Raw genomic sequence first — 16,091 nt, forward strand, 5'->3', positions numbered from 1 at the left:
GAGGTACGACACCACCAGCCGCCGGCGGGCCGGACCGTACCCCGGTCAGCCGCGGACGACCAGCAGCGGGACGGTCAGCTCGGCGGCGGTGTCCGACCCGTGGTAAGCCACCAGCTTCGACGCCATCGGCCGCTCGGTGCGGCTGGCCATGACCGCGTAGGTGGCGTTGCAGGTCACCACCACGTCGCCGATCCGGGCGAGGTGTTCCTCGGGCACCGGCCCGAACCAGCCGGTGGCCACCACCTCGTCTCTGGTCTGCACCCGCGCGGCGTCGCCGAGCACCGTCGACCAGGTGGCCACCACGTCGTCGAGCGCGCCGGGCGCGACGTGCAGGTACCGCACCCGGGCCTCACCGGCGACCACCCGGATCCCGTCGCGCAGCCGGGGGTCGGTGTCCAGGTCGAAGCGGTGCGCGGCGGGAATGTCGAGCTGGCCGTGGTCGGCGGTCACCAGCAGCGCCGCGTCCGGTGGGAGCCCGTCGACAAGTCGGGCGACAAGCGCGTCCACCTCGGTGGCGGCGACCCGCCAGGGCGCCGAGTCGACGCCGCTGAGGTGGCCGTGCCGGTCCAGGTCGGCGTGGTAGCCGGAGACCAGCGTCGGCCCGACGCCTGCGGCCAGCGCGGCCAGCATGGCGGCGGCCACCGCGTCCCCGCCGGCGGCGCCCCGGAAGTCGCCACCCCGGTTGGCGGCCAGGGTCAGCCCGCTGCCGCCGAACTCCGGCCGACTCACCACAGTCGTCGTCACGCCGGCGGCGCGGGCGCGCTCCAACTGGGTGGTCACCGGCTGCCAGCTCAGCGGCGACGGATCTCCGGCCCAGTCGGTGTGGGTGAGCACCCGGTCGGTGCCGGGCACCCGCACGGTGAAGCCGAGCACCCCGTGCGCGCCGGGCGCCACGCCGGTGCCCAGCGACACCAGGCTGGTCGGGGTGGTGGACGGGAAACCGGCGAGGAGCGGCCGGCCCGCCGTCGCGGCGAGCCCGGCGAGCGTCGGCGCGTACGGGGCGGCGGTCGGCAGCTGGTACCAGCCGAGCCCGTCGACGAGCAGCACGGCGATCCGGCGTACCCCGGCCAGCGTGGGGGCCAGCCCGAGCGGGTCGGCCGCGCCGGGCACGCCCAGCACGGCGAGCGCGCTGGGCAGCACGTCGGCGAGACGGCCGCCGCCGTGGTCCGGCCCGAGGACCGCCAGCGGCGCCGGCGTGCCGTCCGCGGCGGCGATCATGCGGGGCGGCGGGCGAACAGGTGCAGTTGGGCGGCCAGATCCCGGTACGGCGGTTGGGCGGCCAACGCGCGTTCCAGCTCGACCACCGCGGCGGACTGCCCGTCGGCGACCGCGGCCGGCAGCAGGTCGGCCAGCACGCGTACCCCGTGGATCTCCTCGACGACCAGCCCGGCGGCGCCGAGCAGCGCGGCGGCGCCGGGGGCGTCGTAACGCCGGCGCAGCGTGTCGCGCGGCCCGGCGGTGCCGGCCGGATCGGCGGCCAGGGCGGTCGCCACGTCCAGGTGCCCGTTCATCGCCCGGCCCAGCACGGCGGCGGCCCGGCCGGCCACCAGGACACTTGCCGCGCCGCCGGGACGCAGCGCGGTGGCCAGCGCGGACACCACGGGCGTCGGGTCGTCGACCACCTCCAGCACGGCGTGGCAGAGCACCAGGTCGACGCCGGCCGGCTCGACCAGCCCGGCGAGAGCGTCACCGTCGCCCTGCACGGCGGCGATCCGGTCGGCCACCCCGGCCTCGGCGGCTCGACGGGTGAGCGCGGCCAGCGCGTCGGGGCTGGCGTCGACAACTGTGACCCGGTGCCCGGCGCGGGCCAGCGGGACGGCGAAACCGCCGGTGCCGCCGCCCACGTCGAGCACTGTCAGCTCGGCGTCGCCGCGCCGGTCCAGCTCGGCGCGGAGCACCGACCAGATCACGGCGGTACGGGGTGTCAGCGGCGGCCCGGCGAACCGGCCTCGGGTCTGCTCCACCCGGACGAGCCTAGTGGGTCAGGAGTCGGTGCCCTCGGCCTCGTCCTCGGCCCGGGACCGGCGCTCGTTGGCCACCGGCCCGTTTGTCACCTCGTACTCGCGGGGGTCGGCGAGGTGCGCCGGCACCCAGCCGGTGCCCAGCCGGGTCCGCCGGGCGTTGGCGATTCCACCGGTGTACGCGTGATTTCCCGTCATTGTCGTTCCCCCTCACGGATCACGGGCCGCTCTGCCCGCTCGGGACGAGTCTCCCGCTCGACGGCTCGGGAAACCGTAATGTGGATCACTGAATCAGCGGAAGTCACGGGAAGCGGGGCTGACCGGTGGCTCGATGGCGTCCAGTCGGTCGGCGACCAGGTTGGTCACCCCCTCGTGGCGCTGCAACCGCCCCCGGACCACGAGCGCGGCGCTGGTCCGGGCCACCCGCCGGTAGCGCTGCCAGAGCCCCGGCGAGCAGGTGACGTTGAGCATCCCCGTCTCGTCCTCCAGGTTGAGGAAGGTGACCCCGCCCGCGGTCGCCGGACGTTGCCGGTGGGTGACGATGCCGCCGACCCGGATCCGTTGCCCCGGCTCCACCCGGCCCAGCCGGGCGATCGGCACCGCGCCGAGCACGTCGAGCTGACCCCTGATGAACCGGGCCGGATGGCTCTCCGGGGACAGCCCGGTGGCCCACACGTCGGCGACCAGCCGGTCCACCGCCTCCATCCCGGGCAACGTGGGCGCCGCCGCGCCGGTCACCGTGCCGGGCAGCCGGCCCGGCCGGTCCTGGGCCGCCGCGCCGGCGGCCCAGAGCGCCTCCCGCCGGGTCAGCCCGAAACAGGCGAAGGCGTCCGCGGTGGCCAACGCCTCCAGCTGCGCCGCGGTGAGACCGACCCGCCGGGCCAGGTCCGGCATGTCCCGGTACGGCCCACCGACGTCCCGGTCCGCCACGATCCGCTCGGCCACGTCGGCGCCGAGGGTCCGTACGCTGGACAGGCCGAGCCGGACGGCCGGGCCGCCCAGCCCCCAGGCGTGTGGCGGCTCCCCCGGCCCGCTGCCCCACCTGGTGTCCGGGGTGGACTCCAGCACCGCCGCGGCACCGCTGGCGTTGATGTCCGGGCGACGGACCTCCACCCCGTGCCGGCGGGCGTCGTCGACGAGGGTCTGCGGGGAGTAGAAGCCCATCGGCTGGGCGTTGAGCAGCGCGGCCAGGAACGGTGCCGGGTGGTAGCGCTTGAGCCAGGAGCTGGCGTAGACCAGGTAGGCGAAGCTCATCGCGTGGCTCTCCGGGAAGCCGTAGCTGGCGAACGCGGTGAGCTTGCGGTAGACGTCGTCGGCCAGTTCGCCGGTGATGCCCCGCTCGGCCATCCCGGCGTAGAGCCGGTCGGCGATGCGGGTCATCCGCTCGACCGACCGTTTGGCGCCCATCGCCCGGCGCAACTGGTCGGCCTCGGCCGCGTCGAAGCCGGCCAGGTCGATGGCGAGCTGCATCAGCTGCTCCTGGAACAGCGGCACACCAAGGGTCTTCTCCAGGGCGTTGCGCATCAACGGGTGCGCGAACGTCACCGGCTCCTGGCCGTTCTTGCGCCGGATGAACGGGTGCACCGAACCGCCCTGGATCGGGCCGGGGCGGATCAGGGCCACCTCGACCACCAGGTCGTAGAACTCGCGGGGCTTGAGCCGGGGCAGGGTGGCCATCTGGGCGCGGCTCTCCACCTGGAACACCCCGACCGAGTCGGCCCGGCAGAGCATGTCGTAGACCTCCGGGTCGTCCAGGGTCATGTCACCCAGGTCGAGGCTCTCGCCGATCATGTCGTAGCCGTAGTGCAGGGCGGAGAGCATGCCGAGCCCGAGCAGGTCGAACTTGACCAGGCCGACCGCGGCGCAGTCGTCCTTGTCCCACTGGAGCACGCTGCGCCCGGGCATCCGCCCCCACTCCACCGGGCAGACCTCGATCACCGGCCGGTCGCAGATCACCATGCCGCCGGAGTGGATGCCCAGGTGCCGGGGGAACGTCTGCAACTCGTTGGCGTACTCCACCACCTGCTCGGGGATGTTCTCGACGTCGACCGTGGCGACCGACCCCCACCTGTCGATCTGCTTGCTCCAGGCGTCCTGCTGCCCGGGTGAGAAGCCGAACGCCTTGGCCACGTCCCGCACCGCCGACCGGGGCCGGTAGGAGATGACGTTGGCGACCTGGGCGGCGTGTTCCCGGCCGTAGCGGGTGTAGACGTGCTGGATCACCTCCTCCCGGCGGTCGGACTCGATGTCCACGTCGATGTCCGGTGGGCCGTCCCGCTCCGGGGCGAGGAAACGCTCGAAGAGCAACCGGTGCCGGACCGCGTCCACATTCGTGATCCGCAGCGCGTAGCAGACCGCCGAGTTGGCCGCCGACCCCCGGCCCTGGCAGTAGATGTCCTGGTCGCGGCAGAACGTGACGATGTCGTAGACCACCAGGAAGTAGCCGGGGAAGCCCAGCTCCTCGATCATGTTGAGCTCGTGGTCGAGCTGCGCGTACGCCGCCGGGTGCGCCCGCGGCGGCCCGTAGCGCTCGTGCGCGCCGTCGGCGGTCAGCTTGCGCAGCCAGCTCATCTCGGTGTGCCCCGGCGGCACCGGGTACGCCGGCAACTGCGGCGCGACCAGTTGCAGGTCGAAGGCCAACTCGGCGCCGAACTCGGCGGCCCGCGCCACCGCACCCGGGTACGCGGCGAACCGGGCCGCCATCTCCGCGCCACTGCGCAGGTGGGCGGTGGCCGCCGCGGGCAGCCAGCCGTCGATCTCGTCCAGGCTGCGGCGGGCCCGGACCGCGGCGACGGTGGTGGCCAGCCGACGCCGGCCGGGGCTGGCGTAGTGCACGTTGTTGCTGGCCACCGTCGGCAGCCCGACCGCGGCGGCCAGCTCGGCGAGCGCGTCGTTGCGGTCGGCGTCGACGGGATGACCGTGGTCGGTCAGCTCCACCGCGACCGTCTCCGCGCCGAAGAGCGCGGTCAACCGGTCCAACTCGCGGGCCGCCGCGTCCACGCCCTCGGTGAGCAGCGCACCCGGCACGTGCCCCTTGCGGCAGCCGGTCAACACCAGCACGTGGTCACGCAGTTCCTCGGCGACCTGCTCCAGCTCCCCGTAGACCGGGCGGCCCTTCTCCCCGCCGCGGAGCTGGGCGCGGGCGATGGTGGTGGCCAGCCGGGCGTACCCCTCGTGGCCGTGCGCGAGCACCAGCAGGTGCGCGCCGTGCGGGTCGGGTTCGCCGTTCTGCGGGCCGGGCAGTCCGAGGGACAGCTCCGCGCCGAAGATGGTCGGCAGGCCCAGCGTACGAGCCGCCTCGGCGAAGCGGACCACCCCGTAGAAGCCGTCGTGGTCGGTGACGGCGAGCGCGGTGAGCCCCAGCCGGGCCGCCTCCTCGGCCAGCTCCTCCGGGTGGCTGGCACCGTCGAGGAAGCTGAAGTTGGTGTGCGCGTGCAGCTCCGCGTAGGGCACCACGCCGTCCGGGCGGGTCAGCTCCGGTGGCTGGTACTGCTCGCGGCGGCGACTCCAGGCCGGGGAGTCGCCGCCGTCGGCGTCCACGGCGAGCGGGTCCACCACGTGCAGGTGCCGCTCCTCGCGCGACCGCCCGCCGCCGGAACCGCCCGACCTGCCGTCGGCCCGCCCGGAGAGCACCCGCTCCAACTCCGACCAGGGCATCTTCGGGTTGTGAAAGCTCATCGGGCGCCCGCCTCCGACCTGGGGAGCAGCGGCTCAGTCATAGATCGCCTCCACCAGCCACTGCCCGGCCTCGACGGCCAGCAGCAGGGCGGCGCCGTCGGCCAGGCTGACCTGGAACCGGGCCCGGCGGCGGGCCTCGACCGGCGCCCACCACCGCTCGTCCACCGGCCACGGCCCGGCCCAGCCCACGATCTCCGCCGGCCGGCCGGTGCCGACCACCAGCCGAGCCGGTGGGGCGCTCACCGCCAACCGCGCGCTGATCACCACCGGCTCGCCGGCGGCGTCGTGCACAGTCGCCGCGAGCGGACTGGGCAGCACCACCGCCGGCGCGGGCGCCGGCAGCCGGCCGGGCCACGGCGGGGCCCCGCCTCCACCCCGGCCGGTGGCCGGGTCGGCGCCGGCATCGGTCGGCGGGCCGGGACGGGCGGGGACGCGTTCGTCGCCCCACGGCACCAGTCGCACCTGGTCGGCCGGGGAGCGACCACCGCCGAGCACCGCGGTGACCACCGCCTCCGGGCCGAGGATGCCCTGCACGCGGCTCAACGCCCGGTGTGCCCGTTCCCGCTCCGCACCGGCCTCGCCCCACAGGCCGACCTGCAGACCGGCCTGGGCGATCACCCCGTCCGGGACCAGCCGCAACCGGATGATGCCGGCCGTCGGCCGGGCCGGTCGGGCGCCGGTACGGCCGTTGCTGCCGGAGAGCCAACCGTCGAGCTGCCAGCGCACCCGGTCGGCGATGGCCGTGGCGGTGAGCAGGCCATCGTGCCGCCACACCCGGTGCAGCTCCTGACCGTGCTCGGTGACCGCCTCGATGCCGAGCCGGGTGCAGGCCAGCCCGTGCCCGGCCAGCCCCTCGTGCAACTGCTCGGCCAACGCGCGGGCCGCGAACGCCGCCGCGTCGACCCGGTCGATCGGCTCGTCGTACCCGGCGGTCACCGTCAGGTCGGCAGGTGGCTGCCGGACGGCGAGCGGGCGGTGGTCGCGCCCGGCCGCGAGCCGGTGGGCCAACGCCCCGTCGAACCCGAACCGGGCCAACACGTCGCCGGCCGGCAGCGCGGCGAATTCGCCGAGGGTACGCACCCCCAGCCGGCGCAGCAGGTCGGCCAACGCCGACCGGCCGAGCGCCTCGACCGGCAACCCGGCCAGGAACTCCGGTGTCCCGCCCGGCGCCACCACCCGGCCGGCGCGGGCGGCCAACCCGGCCGCGAACACCCCGTCGGCGATGCCGACCTGACTCTCCACCAGGCACGACTGGGCGACCTGCTCGATGATCCGTTCGGCGGCCGCCTCCTCACCGCCGAGGTAACGGCCCGGCCCCCGGGCGGCCACCGCGCAGGCGCCCGGACGGACCACCTCCACGCCGGCGACCAACTCCTCCACCGCGGCGACCACCGGCTCGAACGCCCGGGCGTCCCGGCCCGGGTCGTATTCCACGACTGTGAGTTGCGGGCAACGACCCTGCGCCTCCCGCTTACGCAGACCTCGGCGGACCCCCTCGGCGCGGGCCCGCTCGGAGCAGGCGACCACCCGGTTGGCGTGCAGCACGGCGACCGGGCCGGTCGCCGGCACCCCGTCGACGATCTCGGCGGCGAGCACCGGCCAGTCCGGACACCACAACAGCAGGGTGCGGGGCGGAGAACCGGTCACCCCCGACCGACCAGGGCAAGCGGCGCGGCCGGTCGGCCCACGGTCGACGGGACCGTGCGGGGAATGACCCGGGTCAGTTCGTCGCCCGGGAGCCAGACCTTGATCTCCTTGGGTCGGGCGGCCGCCCCGCGCCCGCGCGCCGAGACGGTGACCTCCCGGCGGCGCAGCCGCCCCCGGCCCTGCCCGAGCCCTTCCCACACCCCACGGACCACCTGCAGTGTCACGTCCGCGCCGTCCCACCGGCCGTACGGGACCAGCACGCTGCCCCGCTGCCGGGCCCGGGCGGCCAACCGGGTGGCGACCGAGGCGGAGACCGTGGCCGGCACGGTGGTCACCACGACGTCCACCCCGTCGATCAGCGCGGCGATCACGGTGGCCCACTCCGGGCCGGGATTCGGCACCAGGGCCAACCGGTCCAGGGAGATGCCCAGCTCAGCGGCCGCACCCGCACCGAACGTCGGCACCCCGACCACCGCGCACCACGAGCCGGCCCGGGACGCCTCGGCGAGCAGGGCCAGCATCAGCGAGGTGCCGCCACTGCGCTGGGGCTGGCCGGCGGCGACCGCGATGGTGCTCCCCCGGCGCAGACCTCGATTGGGCAGCAGACCGGTCAGCTCGGGTGCCACCGGCAGCACACGGTGGCCACCGACCGGGTCGGGTGCGCTCGCCGGGCGCACCAGATCGGCAAGTGCGGCGGAACCGACCACCATGCGGCCCGCCATTGGACCAACCCCCCGTCGTTGCTGCTGTGGATCACATTCAGGACCGGCACGCCGTGCCACCGGCCGCCCGGCTCCCCCCGCGGGGCGGTCGGTGGCACGGCGGGATCAGGCGGCGAGGCCGTCCAGGGCCGGTTGGTGGGCCACGCCGAGCGCGGTCTCCACCACCGTGACGAACTGTTCGGCGGCGCGGAGCAGGTCGTCGGCCTCCCGGGCGCTGACCACCCGGGGGATGCCGGCCTCGGCGGCGGCGCGCTTGCTGGCTCCGGCGGCGAAGAATCGGGACCACTCGTCGAGCTCCGGAGCGACGGCGCAGAGGAGGACCCAGACGCTGGTGATCCGGTTGCGCCGACTCGGCGCGGGCCGGGCCCGGGCGGCGAGCAGGGCAGCCGCCGCGCGCAGCGCCGCCAGGTGGGCAGCCGCGTAGCGCAGGCCGTCGGGTCGGGTCTGGCCGGCCTCGACCAGCCCGCGCCGAGCCAACGTGAGGAGTTGGGCGGGGGTGCGGTGCGGCAGCACGTGCGCCGGCACCGTCGGTGCCTGAGCCGGGTTGGTCGGCATGGGTGTCTCCTCCACGTGGCCGGGTGTCGCCTCGGCGCGTTGGTGCCGCCGACGAGACGCCGAGGTCGGGTGGTGCGGAGGAAGACGCACCGGGTGTGGCCGGCCGGGTGTGGACGCTTCCCCACACCACACCCGGCCGGCGTACCGGCGGGTGCGTCGCCCGCTGCCCGGGGGTCGTGGGCGGCGGACGACGCTCCTGCCTGTCGGGACCAGGCTCGCGACTGCCCGGAAACCCAGGTGCGGCCCGCGGAGCCGCACCGGCCGGAGTTGGCGCCGCGAAACGCCGCACTCCGGCTGGTTGGAACGGGCGTTCGAGGCAATCGAACACTCGTTCTAACTGCTGCTGACAGTACACCTCCCCACCGACGAAAATGCAACGTGTGACGCGCCGGCCGTGCCGGCCGGCTGAACCGGCCCCCAGCGGACCGGGAAGAATGGCGGGATGCAGCCACACCCGAACGTACGGGCGGTGCAGGACGCGCTCACCGCCGCCGGCACGCTCGACGGCGCCGGTGAGCCCAGCACGATCCGCCTGCTGCCCGACGCGGTGCCCACCGCGGCAGCCGCCGCCGAGGCGCTCGACGTCGAGGTCGGCCAGATCGCCAACTCGTTGGTCTTCGACGCGGACGACGCGCCGCTGCTCGTGCTCACCTCCGGCGCGCACCGGGTGGACACCGCCGGCCTGGCCGCGTCGATCGGGGTCACCCGGCTGCGCCGGGCCAGCCCGGAGTTCGTCCGGGCGCACACCGGGCAGCCGATCGGCGGGGTCGCCCCGCTCGGACACCCGCACCCGCTGCGCACACTTGTGGACACGGCACTGGCGACGTACCCCGAGATCTGGGCGGCGGGCGGCGTACCGCAGGCGGTCTTCCCGACCACCTACGCCGAGTTGTTGCGGGTCACCTCCGGCAGCCCGGCCGAGGTGGCGTGAGCGAGCGGAGCGAGCGAACCGGCAAGCACAGCGGCGACGCGCTCGCGACGTCGCGAAGCGGCGGCGTGAGCGAGCGAAGTGAGCGAACCGGCAAGCACAGCGGCGTGACCACGGCTCCGGAGCTGGTCACCCTGCACGTCTGGCGGACCTCCTCCGGCGCGCTGCCCCGGGCGCTGGCCCGGATGGCGGTGGACCCGCGCCGGCTGCGGGCCCTCCCGGGCGTCCGGTTCGGCAAGCTGCTGGGCACCGGGACCGGCACCGGCTTCGGACCCGGCGACGCCGACCTGACCCGGTGGGCGGCGCTGACCGTCTGGGACTCCCCCGCCGCGGCGGCCGACTTCGACGACTCGCCGGTCGGCCGCGCCTGGGCCCGCATCGCCCGCGCCCAGGCCCGGATCGACATGCGTCCGCTGAGCAGCCGGGGCGAGTGGTCCGGCCGACGACCGTTCGGCGAGCCCACCGGCGGTCGGGTCACCGGCCCGGTGCTGGCGCTGACCCGGGCCCGGTTGCGGGTCCGCCGGGCGGCCACCTTCTGGCGGGCGATCCCTCCGGTGGCCGCCGCCCTGCGCGACGCGCCCGGCCTGCTGGCCCGGTTCGGGGTCGGGGAGGCACCGCTGGGTTGGCAGGGCACGGTGAGCGTGTGGCGCGACCCGACAGACCTGGTGGCGTTCGCGTACCGTCACCCGGAGCACCGGGCGGCGATCATGCGAACCCCCACCGAGGGCTGGTACGCCGAGGAACTGTTCGCCCGGTTCGAGGTGCGCGACGTGGTCGGCGACCGGACGGTGCTCGGGTGGGTCGCCGACGGTGGCCCCGAAACGGTGAAGGGTGGACGGGCATGAGGTTGGTGCGCTGGACGCCGGACGATCTCGTCCGGCGGCTGGACGACGTGGTGGCCGTCTACGGCGAGGCGATGGGATACCGCACCGACCTGCTGGAGGCCCGGCGCGGCTACATCGCCACCCACGTCCGCCGGCCGGGTTTCCGGGCGGTCGCCAGCCTGACCAGCGAGGGGCACCTCGCCGGCTTCGGCTACGGCTACCTGGGCGCCTCCGGTCAGTGGTGGCACGACCAGGTGCACCGGGCACTGGACGCCCCGACCCGCCAGCGCTGGCTCACCCACTGCTTCGAGGTGGTCGAGCTGCACGTCCGGCCACCGGCACAGGGGCACGGCCTGGGCACCGGCCAACTGCGTGCGCTGCTCGGCATGGCCGAGGGCGACACCGTGCTGTTGTCCACCCCGGAGGCCGACGAGCAGACCTCGCGGGCCTGGCGGTTGTACCGGCGCTTCGGCTTCGTCGACGTGCTGCGCAACTTCCACTTCCCCGGTGACGAACGACCGTTCGGCGTACTCGGTCGGGATCTGCCGCTCGAGCCACCGGCGTCATGACCCGGCGGATCTCCTGGACACTGCTCGCCGTCCTGGTGCTCGCCCAGATCTGCTACCCGCTCACCACCGGCGCCACCAGGGCCGGGCTCACCGTGGCCACCGTCGTGCTCGGGTGGCTGCTCTCGGTGGGCCACGCGCTGCTCAGCCGGGGCCCACGGGTCGCGGCGGCGCTGGTCGCGGTGGCCACCGGCGGTGGTTTCGCGATCGAGGCGATCGGGGTGGCCACCGGTGTGCCGTTCGGCAGCTACGACTACTCCGGCGAGTTGGGTCCCAAGCTGGCCGGAGTGCCGCTGATCATTCCGCTGGCCTGGACCTGGATGGCCTGGCCGGCCTGGCTGGCGGCGGTCCGGCTGACCGGCGGCAGCGCGTCACGGGCCAGCGGCAACGGCGCAACGGTCACCGGCGGCAGCGGCGCGACAGCCGGGCTGTGGGTACGGCGGATCGCGCTGGCCACCGTGGGGCTGGCCGCCTGGGACCTCTTCCTCGACCCGCAGATGGTGGCCGAGGGCTACTGGGTCTGGCGCGACGCCACCCCGGCCCTGCCCGGCCTGGCCGGCATCCCGGTCAGCAACTACCTGGGCTGGCTGCTCTTCGCGGTGCTGCTGATGAGCGCGCTGCGCCCGCTGGCCGGGCCGGCCGTCGAGCACACCAATCGGCGGGACCACCCGATGATCGCGCTCTACCTGTGGACGTACTTCTCCAGCATCCTGGCCCACGCCGTCTTCCTCGACCTGCCCGCCTCGGCGCTCTGGGGCGCCGCCGGCATGTCGGTGACCGCCGTACCCCTGGTGGTGACCCTCCTGCGTGCCCGCCGGGGCGGTGACCCCGGTCGGGAGGACCACCAGCCGCACCGCCCCGGCGTCGACGCGACCCGATGACCGTCCTGCTCGCCCTGCTGACCGCCGTCGCCGCGCTGACCGGGCACACCTGGCTCAACGCCGCCCGCTGGCTGCGTCGGCCCACCGACCGACCCGACGCCCTCGACGAGCCGGTCGCCGTGCTGCTGCCGCTGCGCGACGAGGCCGCCCGGGTCACGCCCTGCCTGCGCGCCCTGCTCGCCCAGCGCGGTGTGCCGGGGCTGCGCGTCGTGGTCCTCGACGACGGGTCCACCGACGGCACCGCCGACGTGGTCCGCGCGGTGGCCGGCGACGACCCCCGCGTCACGCTGCTCACCGGGGTCGCCCCGCCGCCGGGCTGGCTGGGCAAGCCGCACGCCTGCTGGCAACTGGCCACCCGGGCCGACCCGGACGCCACCGCGCTGGTCTTCGTCGACGCCGACGTGGTGCTCGCCCCGCACGCCGTCGCGGCGGCCGTCACCGAGCTGCGCGCCGCCCGCGTGACGCTGCTGTCGCCGTACCCCCGGATCGTGGTGGCGACGGCGGCCGACCGGCTGGTGCAGCCGCTGCTGCAGTGGCTCTGGTTGACGTTCCTGCCGCTGCGCGCGATGGAACGCTCGCGGCGGCCGTCGCTGGCCGCGGCGGGCGGGCAGTTCCTGGTGGTGGACCGGGCCGGCTACACCGCCGCCGGCGGGCACGCCGCGGTCGCCGACAAGATCCTGGAGGACGTCGAGCTGGCCCGGGCGGTCAAGCGGGCCGGTGGGCGGATCGCCCTGGCCGACGGCTCCCGGCTGGCCACCTGCCGGATGTACGACGACTGGCCGCAACTGCGCGACGGGTACTCGAAGTCGCTCTGGGCGTCGTTCGGGCACCCGGGCGCGGCGGCGGCAGTGGTGGCGGCGCTGCTGCTGCTCTACACCGCCCCGCCGCTCGTCGCGCTTGGGTTCGCCTCGACAGCTCCCCGGGTGTCAATGGTTGCGCTCATCGCATACCTGCTGGGTGTGGCCGGGCGGGTGCTCACCGCCCGCGCGACCGGAGGACGGTGGTGGCCCGACGCGCTCGCACACCCCGTGTCGGTCGTGGTCCTCGGTTGGTTGACCCTGCGGTCGTACCATCTGCGAAAGCGACGCCGCCTGACCTGGCGGGGCCGCCCGGTCAGCTAGGAGGGCGCGGCATGGCGCGGATCGTGGTCGTCGGCGCCGGGGTGGGTGGCCTCGCCACCGCCGCCCGGCTGGCCGCCACCGGGCACCAGGTGACCGTCTTCGAGGCCGCCGACACGGTCGGTGGCAAGCTCGGTAGGTACGCGCACGACTCCCCGGCCGGGTCGTTCCACTTCGACACCGGGCCGAGCCTGCTCACCCTGCCCCAGGTCTTCCACGACCTGTTCGAGGCGACCGGGGCGAAGCTCGACGAATACCTGGACCTGGTCCCGTTGGACCCGATCGTCCGGCACGTCTTTCCCGACGGTGGCCCGACCCTGGACTCGTGCGCCGACCCGGTGGAGTTCGCCACCCGGATCGGGGCCGCCCTCGGTGACCGGGCGGCGGCCGACTGGCAGCGGCTGTGGCGTCGCGCCGAACGGGTGTGGCGGGCCTCCGAGCGCGACATCCTGCGCCGTACCGTCGATTCCCCCCGCGATCTCGCGTCGCTGGCCTGGCGGCTCGGCGACCTGGCCGCCATCGCCCCGGGTCGCACCCTGCGCGGGCTGGGCCGCGGGCACCTGTCCGACCCGCGGCTGCGGATGCTGCTGGACCGGTACGCCACCTACACCGGCGCCGACCCGCGCCGGGCGCCGGCCGCGCTTGTCGCGGTCCCCTACGCCGAGTTGGCCTTCGGTGGCTGGTACCTGCGCGGTGGGCTGGGCACACTCGCCGACGCGCTGCTGACCCGCTGCCTGGACCTCGGCGTGGTCGTGCAGACCGACGCCACGGTCACCCGGATCGACGCCACCGGCGGCCGGGTGCACGGGGTACGCCTCGCCGGCGTCACCGCGCCGGTGCCCGCCGACGTGGTGGTGGCGAACGTGGACGCATTGACCGTCTACCGTGACCTGCTGCCGCACCCGGGTCGGCTGGCCGGGCTGACCGACCGCAGCCTCGCCGGTTTCGTGCTGCTGCTCGGCGTCTCCGGCAGCACCGGGCTGGCCCACCACACCGTCTTCTTCCCGGACGACTACGACGCGGAGTTCGACGCGGTCTTCGGAAACCCCGGGCGCGGCGTACGGGCCCGGCCGGCCGTCGACCCGACGGTGTTCGTCACCGTGGCCGACGACCCGATGGTCCGTCCGGCCGGACACGAGGCGTGGTTCGTGCTCGTCAACGCCCCCCGCCACGGCAGCGCGGCGGGCGCGGTCGACTGGCGACGCCCGGGGCTCGCCGACGCGTATGCCGACCGGATCCTGGAGGTGCTGGCGCGGCGCGGCGTGGACGTGCGCGACCGGCTGCTGTTCCGGGAGATCCGCACCCCCGCCGACCTGGGCGCGGCTACCGGCGCGCCGGGCGGCTCGATCTACGGCACCGCCGGCGGGCTGCTCCGGCCCGCCAACCGGGGGCCGGCGCACGGGCTGTGGCTGGTGGGCGGCTCCACCCACCCGGGCGGCGGATTGCCGATGGTGACCCTCTCCGCGCAGATCGTCGCCGACGAGATCGGCCCCGCCTGGTAGGACCGGTGGCGCGCCGTTCAGCCGACGTCGAGCAGGGCGCGGCGGATGCTGGAGAGCAGTTGCCCGAGGCCGAAGCCGGCCAGCAGCACCCACACCGCGGTCGCCATGGTGATGGTGCCGGCGGCCAGGTCCGCCTCGATCAGCCCGGCCAGCCCGGCGACCACCAGGCCGGCCAGCGCCACCGAGACCCGGGTGGGGCGTTCCCCGACGGTGACCGCGCCGATGTCGCGCATGCCGGCGGCGACCGCCCGGGCCCGGACGTACTCGTGCAGCCAGGACAGCGCGCCGCCCGCGACGACGAGCGCACCCGGCGCGCCGACCAGCCAGAACGCCAGCAGCCAGGCCACCTCACCGAGCCGGTCGGCGACCGAGTCGTAGACGTAGCCGAGCCGGGTGGTGCGGCCGGTGGCGACCGCCACCGCGCCGTCCACGCTGTCCGCCACGGCGGCGAGCAGCACGAACAACGCGCCCAGGAACGGCCCGTCACCCGGCCGGGTGACAAGCAACGGTACGCAGAAACAGAGCACCACCCCGGCCACGGTGACCGCGGTGGGGCTGACCCGCAGCCGCCCCAGCACGTACCCGACGTGGTAGGCGAACCGCAGCCAGGCGCGCACCACGGGCGCCGCGACCCGAGGGTCGAACCCGCCGTGCAACCGCGCCCACGCCGTGGCGTACTGGTCCCAGTTCAGTTGTGTGCCCACCACGGATCAACCGTCGTGCCGGGCATCAGGTGTCGCAGGCCGGACATTCACACCCGCGCGCCGGCCTTCAGGTTCTGCCAGACCTCGCGGGTCGCGGTGGACCGGTTGAGGGTGATGAAGTGGATGCCCGGCACGCCCTCGTCCAGCAGCCGGCGGCTCATCTCGCTGGCCTGCTCGACACCGAGCCGGCGGACGGCCTCCGGATCGTCGGCGACCCGCTCGAAGCGGGCCGCCAGCGCCGGCGGGAAGGGTGCGCCGGACAGTTGCACGGACCGCTCGATGGTGCCGATCTGGGTCACCGGCATCACCCCGGCCAGGATCGGGGTGTCGCAGCCGGCGGCGGCCACTCGGTCGCGCAGCCGCAGGTAGTCGTCGGCGTCGAAGAACATCTGCGTGATCGCGAACTCGGCGCCGGCCCGGCACTTGCGGACGAAGTGCGCGGTGTCGCTGGCCACGTCGGGTGAGCGGGGGTGCTTGTACGGGAAGGCCGCCACGCCCACGCTGAAGTCACCGGCGTCGCGGACCAGGCGGACCAGGTCCTCGGCGTAGTCGACACCCTCGGCGTGGCGGACCCACTCCCCGCCGGGGTTGCCCGGCGGGTCGCCGCGCACCGCCAGCACGTTGCGCACCCCCACCCCGGCGAGCCGGCCGATCACGTGCCGCAGCTCGGCCACGGAGTGGTTGACAGCGGTCAGGTGGGCCATCGGCAGCAGGGTCGTGTCGGTGGCGATCCGTTCGGTCACCGCCACGGTGGTGTCCCGGGTCGAACCGCCCGCACCGTAGGTGATCGACACGAACGACGGGCGCAGCGACTCCAGCTCGCGGATGGCCTGCCAGAGCAGCGTCTCCCCCGCCGGTGTCTTGGGCGGGAAGAACTCGAACGAGAAGGTCGGTTGGCGCTCGCGAATGAGCTCCCCGATCGCCGGCTGCGGATTGGGGAGTACCGAGGGAAGACCGAGCGCCACGACCCGACTCTAGCGGGCGACGCCACCACGGCCCAGGCGC

15 protein-coding genes are annotated in these 16,091 nt (G+C 75.1%); 6 read left to right on the top strand and 9 right to left on the bottom strand.

Annotation, left to right across the window (positions count from 1 at the left end):
• Window positions 1-45: 45 nt before the first annotated feature.
• The 7 genes from ACLQ29_RS15355 to ACLQ29_RS15385 form a co-directional block, all read right to left on the bottom strand.
• Complete coding sequence (locus ACLQ29_RS15355; protein WP_425772218.1) at window positions 46-1,218, bottom strand: alkaline phosphatase family protein; 1,173 nt, start codon at window positions 1,216-1,218, stop codon at window positions 46-48.
• Window positions 1,215-1,964: a methyltransferase domain-containing protein gene (locus ACLQ29_RS15360; RefSeq protein WP_393363421.1), complete on the bottom strand. Its 750-nt coding sequence runs from the start codon at window positions 1,962-1,964 to the stop codon at window positions 1,215-1,217. The genes ACLQ29_RS15355 and ACLQ29_RS15360 overlap by 4 nt, the downstream gene beginning before the upstream one ends.
• Window positions 1,965-1,982: 18 nt before the next feature.
• Entirely contained in the window at window positions 1,983-2,159 is a 177-nt protein-coding gene (locus ACLQ29_RS15365; RefSeq protein WP_393318609.1) for a hypothetical protein, read from the bottom strand.
• A 93-nt stretch (window positions 2,160-2,252) separates the two neighbouring features.
• Window positions 2,253-5,639 (bottom strand): error-prone DNA polymerase, encoded by a 3,387-nt coding sequence (locus ACLQ29_RS15370; protein WP_425772219.1) that lies wholly within the window; start codon window positions 5,637-5,639, stop codon window positions 2,253-2,255.
• A gap of 33 nt (window positions 5,640-5,672) precedes the next feature.
• Entirely contained in the window at window positions 5,673-7,286 is a 1,614-nt protein-coding gene (locus tag ACLQ29_RS15375; protein WP_425772220.1) for a DNA polymerase Y family protein, read from the bottom strand.
• Window positions 7,283-8,008 (bottom strand): hypothetical protein, encoded by a 726-nt coding sequence (locus tag ACLQ29_RS15380; RefSeq protein ID WP_425772221.1) that lies wholly within the window; start codon window positions 8,006-8,008, stop codon window positions 7,283-7,285. Before ACLQ29_RS15380 ends, ACLQ29_RS15375 begins: the two co-directional genes overlap by 4 nt.
• Before the next feature lie 105 nt (window positions 8,009-8,113).
• A complete protein-coding gene (locus tag ACLQ29_RS15385; protein ID WP_007463070.1) occupies window positions 8,114-8,563 on the bottom strand; it encodes an SAV_6107 family HEPN domain-containing protein in 450 nt (149 codons plus the stop codon).
• 442 nt (window positions 8,564-9,005) lie between these two features.
• Here ACLQ29_RS15385 and ACLQ29_RS15390 point away from each other — a divergent pair, with 442 nt between their 5' ends.
• The 6 genes from ACLQ29_RS15390 to ACLQ29_RS15415 all read left to right on the top strand — a co-directional run bounded on the left by ACLQ29_RS15390 (window position 9,006) and on the right by ACLQ29_RS15415 (window position 14,382).
• Window positions 9,006-9,494 carry a YbaK/EbsC family protein gene (locus ACLQ29_RS15390; protein ID WP_425772222.1) on the top strand — a complete coding sequence of 163 codons (489 nt, stop codon included), beginning with the start codon at window positions 9,006-9,008 and terminating at the stop codon, window positions 9,492-9,494.
• 104 nt (window positions 9,495-9,598) lie between these two features.
• Window positions 9,599-10,336, top strand: a complete 738-nt coding sequence (locus ACLQ29_RS15395; RefSeq protein WP_425772304.1) for a monooxygenase — start codon at window positions 9,599-9,601, stop codon at window positions 10,334-10,336.
• On the top strand, window positions 10,333-10,884 hold the full coding sequence (locus tag ACLQ29_RS15400; protein ID WP_393363437.1) for a GNAT family N-acetyltransferase: 552 nt from the start codon (window positions 10,333-10,335) through the stop codon (window positions 10,882-10,884). Before ACLQ29_RS15395 ends, ACLQ29_RS15400 begins: the two co-directional genes overlap by 4 nt.
• Entirely contained in the window at window positions 10,881-11,762 is an 882-nt protein-coding gene (locus ACLQ29_RS15405) for a carotenoid biosynthesis protein (RefSeq protein WP_425772223.1), read from the top strand. Before ACLQ29_RS15400 ends, ACLQ29_RS15405 begins: the two co-directional genes overlap by 4 nt.
• On the top strand, window positions 11,759-12,883 hold the full coding sequence (locus ACLQ29_RS15410; protein ID WP_425772224.1) for a glycosyltransferase: 1,125 nt from the start codon (window positions 11,759-11,761) through the stop codon (window positions 12,881-12,883). Before ACLQ29_RS15405 ends, ACLQ29_RS15410 begins: the two co-directional genes overlap by 4 nt.
• Before the next feature lie 11 nt (window positions 12,884-12,894).
• Entirely contained in the window at window positions 12,895-14,382 is a 1,488-nt protein-coding gene (locus ACLQ29_RS15415) for a phytoene desaturase family protein (RefSeq protein ID WP_425772225.1), read from the top strand.
• Between the two features lie 17 nt (window positions 14,383-14,399).
• Here ACLQ29_RS15415 and ACLQ29_RS15420 read toward each other — a convergent pair whose 3' ends face one another.
• Together ACLQ29_RS15420 and metF are read right to left on the bottom strand one after the other, a co-directional pair.
• Window positions 14,400-15,089, bottom strand: coding sequence for a CDP-alcohol phosphatidyltransferase family protein (locus ACLQ29_RS15420; RefSeq protein WP_425772226.1), 690 nt, complete (start codon window positions 15,087-15,089; stop codon window positions 14,400-14,402).
• A gap of 44 nt (window positions 15,090-15,133) precedes the next feature.
• Window positions 15,134-16,051 carry a methylenetetrahydrofolate reductase [NAD(P)H] gene (metF, locus tag ACLQ29_RS15425; protein ID WP_393363450.1) on the bottom strand — a complete coding sequence of 306 codons (918 nt, stop codon included), beginning with the start codon at window positions 16,049-16,051 and terminating at the stop codon, window positions 15,134-15,136.
• Window positions 16,052-16,091: the final 40 nt, after the last annotated feature.

The organism is Micromonospora sp. DT228 (assembly GCF_049841595.1).
Classification (GTDB): Bacteria; Actinomycetota; Actinomycetes; order Mycobacteriales; family Micromonosporaceae; genus Micromonospora.